Source organism: Candidatus Saccharimonadales bacterium (assembly GCA_035480635.1).
In the GTDB taxonomy this organism is placed as follows: Bacteria; Patescibacteriota; Saccharimonadia; order UBA4664; family DATIHN01; genus DATIHN01.
Genome location: DATIHN010000011.1, coordinates 1 through 2,838 on the forward strand (window position 1 = coordinate 1; position 2,838 = coordinate 2,838).

A 2,838-nucleotide genomic window follows, 5' to 3' on the forward strand; every position below is an offset into this window, starting at 1 on the left:
ATTTTTGGCAAAGCTAAGGATGAGCTGATTGGCCGGGCCAAGGCGTTCTTGATGCCGATTCAGTGGGAAGAGCCCTTCGGGGTGGCAGTTATTGACGCACTAGTTTGTGGCACACCAGTGGTGGCCATGCGCCGCGGTTCGATGCCCGAGATCATCGAGCATGGCGTCAACGGTTTCTTGGCCGATAACAAAGAAGAATTCGAGCATTATATGGCCAGAGTTGATGAAATCAATCCCCAGGCTTGCCGCGACAGCGTCGAAAATCGTTTTTCTTATCCAGTAATGGCCCAGAATTACCTAAGTCGGTATAAAGAGATAATCGAGCTAGTCGGCCAGCGTCGCTCATCGTCAGCCCACCGCCTACGCCAACTTGGCGACATCACTGCCAACTTATTCGACCAATTACCCGAGAACGATTAGGCCGAAAACTTCAAACAATCCTGAACGTACCAGCCCACACGATTCTCTAAGTCGCGTTTACTATTCTGAATCTCCATCGCACGTAGTCGCCAAATGCCGTAAAGCAAAACGTAGAACGGAGCGCGCTTCATGATGTCTGTGTCGAATTGAATGTATTGTTCAAGTAGTCCTTCAAAGAAGTCATCTACCAACCTTGGCCGTCTCTCGCCTCTCCAAAAGCTGCGCAGCCCATCCGGCACGTGACTGTAGTCGAACATCTGGCGCAGCTTGGCCAGGTCTTCTAAGTAGTCCCCATCACCAAGTTCCCAATCGATCAAAAAAACTTCGCTTGGTGTGGCTATAATATTGCCCCACCACAAATCACCGTGCAGCATTGAAGGCTGAACGGCAAAATCTTTTTGATTAGCTATGAAATATGCCTTGGCTTTTTTTAGAGCTCGCTCGAGGTCCTCTGAAATCTCAGGCCTAATCCGCCTAACTATAGCCGTTGCCGGACCACTATATTCTTCAAACCGTTCAAGCAGCTTATTTGTATCGACTGTCCCAGGTTGCTTGTGACTGTGGACCTTTAGCAAGGCGTCGCCCAGTTGTTTTTGCACCTTCGAGGTCAAATCCGCCGAGCTCATTACATGCCCATCTGGTCGCTTGGTTAAGATTAGATCCAGATCGAGCCCACTCTTGGCTCGATCAATAATTGCGGCTGGTGGCTCTAGCCAAGTAAGCTTGGCCAGTGCAGTAGTCTCTTTAATAAAGTAGTCGTTATCAAAACAAACCTTCAAAACAAAGTTTTGTTTGTCTAGCTCTAGCCCATAAACCACCGAATGACTGCCCCTGCCCAGCTCACCAAGCGCTTTTACAGATACGTCCTGGAACTCCTGTTTAAGCAAGGGCAGTAAGGTCCGCTTGATTACGTTGGCCTGGCTAAAGTCCAGACTTGGCTCTCGCCTGACCGATTGTGGCAACTTAGCCATTTTGATCTATAACTTTTTTAAATACTGCTAGCTGCTTTTGCACTACGGTTTCGGGGCTAAATCTACTAATCACTGACTGGCGACAAGCTTTCCGATCAATTTGATCAATTTTGTCGATGGCCACCACCATAGCGGCGATGTCGTCGGCAGGGACGACAAACCCATTGACGCCGTCTGTGACAATGTCGCTCATACCGCCAACGTCAAAGGTAATAACTGGCGTACCAGTTGAAAGCGCTTCCAGCACGCCCAAGGGAAATCCCTCGGCCTCGCGGATTGGGAAAATCATTGCTTTGGCGTCATAGGCCGGCTCAACTTCAGATTGCTGCAAGCGGCCATGATAAGTCGCGTATTTGCTGGCTTTAACTAGTCGCAAAAACTCCTGCTCAAATTGTGTGGAAGGAAACTGGCCGCCATAAATATCAAGCGGCGATTTGGAGCCATCTGCGACCTTGATCGCCAGATCAGAACCCTTGCCATCGGTAATGCGACCAACATAAACCAACCGATCCTTTGGCTGTTCTATGAATTTAAAGCGTTCGGCATCAAAGGTGTTATGAACAACACCAACTGGAGGGGTCATGCCTGCCGGCAGCTTGCGAGGCTTGGTTAGAGAGATTAAGTTAGCTGATTCAAAAGATTTTAAAATCTCGGCCGGTGCATGGGTAAAGTTTTCATAATAATCACCGTGCACGGTAGCAACGATAGGAACGCCGAGATTAGCGGCCTTAAAAACCGGATAATCCCGATAGTCGTGTAAATGCAAAACATCAACTGGATTGGTGCGTAGGTGCTCAATCGTGCGTCGCAAAAATTCGTGCAGATAATACTGCTCTCTAATGGAAACCTGGATTGACGGGATGTCGCCCTGTTTAATTTCTTTGTAAGGCAGCATATCAAAATCAACTAATTCACCGGCGGTCTGTGAGCCTTTGGCTGCGTAAACTACAACCTCATGGCCGGCCGCGATCAAATCGGCCGCCTCTTGGGCCAACACCATACCGGGCGCCCAGGTATGCTCGGTCGAGGTGGGCAAGACCCACCACGGCTTAATTGTTAAGGCGACCTTCATTTGGCAAGCTTACTTAAATCAACATTTTCTTTTACCCAGCCGCGCCAGTGACGAATAGCTTGCAGGTAAACCTTTTGGATGCTGACTGAATCATTAGTCACCGTTGCGGGATGACGCCGCCAAATAACCGTCACTGCTTTAGGGTCTAAATGCATTTTTTTACCCGCTTCGATGAAGCGCGAGATCAAATCATAGTCATCCAGCACTGGCAGTGCCGAATTATAAGGAATCTCTAAAGCTGCTTTCTTGGTATAGACAACACTAGAGTGTGTTACGTTGCTATAAGTCTTAAAAGCTTCAGCGTCCCACTCATCAGGCAAGCTAGGCGACTTGCGCTCTGCTGTCAACATGTCTTCGGTAATTCGGTTGGTACTA

4 protein-coding genes are annotated in these 2,838 nt (G+C 48.6%); 1 reads left to right on the plus strand and 3 read right to left on the minus strand.

Features of this window, described 5'->3' with window-relative positions:
- A partial coding sequence (locus tag VLE72_01080) for a glycosyltransferase (GenBank protein ID HSX14490.1) occupies positions 1-420 on the plus strand: 420 nt, incomplete at its 5' end.
- Here VLE72_01080 and VLE72_01085 read toward each other — a convergent pair.
- From VLE72_01085 to VLE72_01095, 3 genes are all read right to left on the minus strand, one after another.
- Positions 417-1,391: an aminoglycoside phosphotransferase family protein gene (locus VLE72_01085; GenBank protein ID HSX14491.1), complete on the minus strand. Its 975-nt coding sequence runs from the start codon at positions 1,389-1,391 to the stop codon at positions 417-419. The two genes, VLE72_01080 and VLE72_01085, sit on opposite strands and share 4 nt — an antisense overlap.
- A complete protein-coding gene (locus tag VLE72_01090) occupies positions 1,384-2,463 on the minus strand; it encodes a glycosyltransferase (GenBank protein ID HSX14492.1) in 1,080 nt (359 codons plus the stop codon). The genes VLE72_01085 and VLE72_01090 overlap by 8 nt, the downstream gene beginning before the upstream one ends.
- Positions 2,460-2,838: hypothetical protein (locus VLE72_01095; GenBank protein HSX14493.1), on the minus strand; the 379-nt coding region annotated here is incomplete at its 5' end. The genes VLE72_01095 and VLE72_01090, both read right to left, overlap by 4 nt.

Excerpts from the sequence above, each read along its gene's own strand:
- VLE72_01085 (HSX14491.1), bottom strand. The coding sequence starts at position 1,391 with ATGGCTAAGTTGCCACAATCGGTCAGGCGAGAGCCAAGTCTGGACTTT.
- VLE72_01090 (HSX14492.1), bottom strand. The coding sequence starts at position 2,463 with ATGAAGGTCGCCTTAACAATTAAGCCGTGGTGGGTCTTGCCCACCTCG.